General features: G+C 37.3%; 1 protein-coding gene. It reads right to left on the bottom strand.

The annotated features are described in order from the left end of the window. A partial coding sequence (locus H5202_RS23480; protein WP_182774114.1) for a hypothetical protein occupies nt 1–891 on the bottom strand: 891 nt, incomplete at both ends.

The following is an 891-nucleotide window of genomic DNA, read 5'->3' as shown; positions in this document are numbered from 1 at the left end:
GCCTTTAGTTTTTCCATATCGACTGAGTCTTGTAATGTGTTTTTGAGCTTTTTGTTCGCGCTGACCAAGGGCTCAGAAAGTCTTCTAATCTCCCCAGCAATAGCTGGTATATGGTTAGTTGTGGTAACTGTATAAGGACAATTAGAGCAAGAAAACTCACCAATCTCAATTACTATACTTCTAGGGCACTTGTTATTGAATGGGCATATGTGAGTCCGATTAAATGCTAGATCACTCGCTGTCGCAAGACGTAAAGCAGATAATCCAGTTGAAGGTAAGTCGCTATCTAAGTTCGGGATATCATGCCCAAAACTCAAAGATATAGTTTGGTAATCCTCTTCTGCTGTACCTTTAGATAAACGGTTTAGGAAATCAGCTTTATCCAAAGATATATTATTCGCTATACGTCTTCCGCTTAAGTTCATCAATGAAGACATATGGTGAAGTAAATCTGAAGATGCAACATCTAGTTCAACAGTATAATATCCGACTGCGGCTTCTGTTTGCCCTGTCATTAACTGAGAAACGATTTTTTCACCCAATGCAGGACTGTAAACACTATCGATCATAGCCCTTAATGAGTGAGGTGTTATCAATGAACCAACTTTTACAGGTGAAAATGTAACTTCATCCTCGTCGAAATATTTGACTTGTGCTTGAGTATAGGGAGGTAATTGGATATCGTTTTCGATAAAATGAACGAATTCATCTGGAGCTATGTTTTTTCCGGACATAAAAAATACATTACTTTCTGTGTCTATGTTGGCGTTAAATAGACATAGTTCGTATTGCTGCAAAAGAATAGCCATAGTAGGAATACTTTCAGAATGTTCTTTACTTGTCCGAAAAAGAGGAACGATTTTTGACCATTTAGTAGTTTCAGAATTTTTA

Source organism: Shewanella sp. SG41-4 (genome assembly GCF_014164505.1).
GTDB lineage: Bacteria > Pseudomonadota > Gammaproteobacteria > Enterobacterales > Shewanellaceae > Shewanella.
Note: the sequence above shows the minus strand (reverse complement) of the source record. Positions and strands in the feature narration are given on the sequence as shown.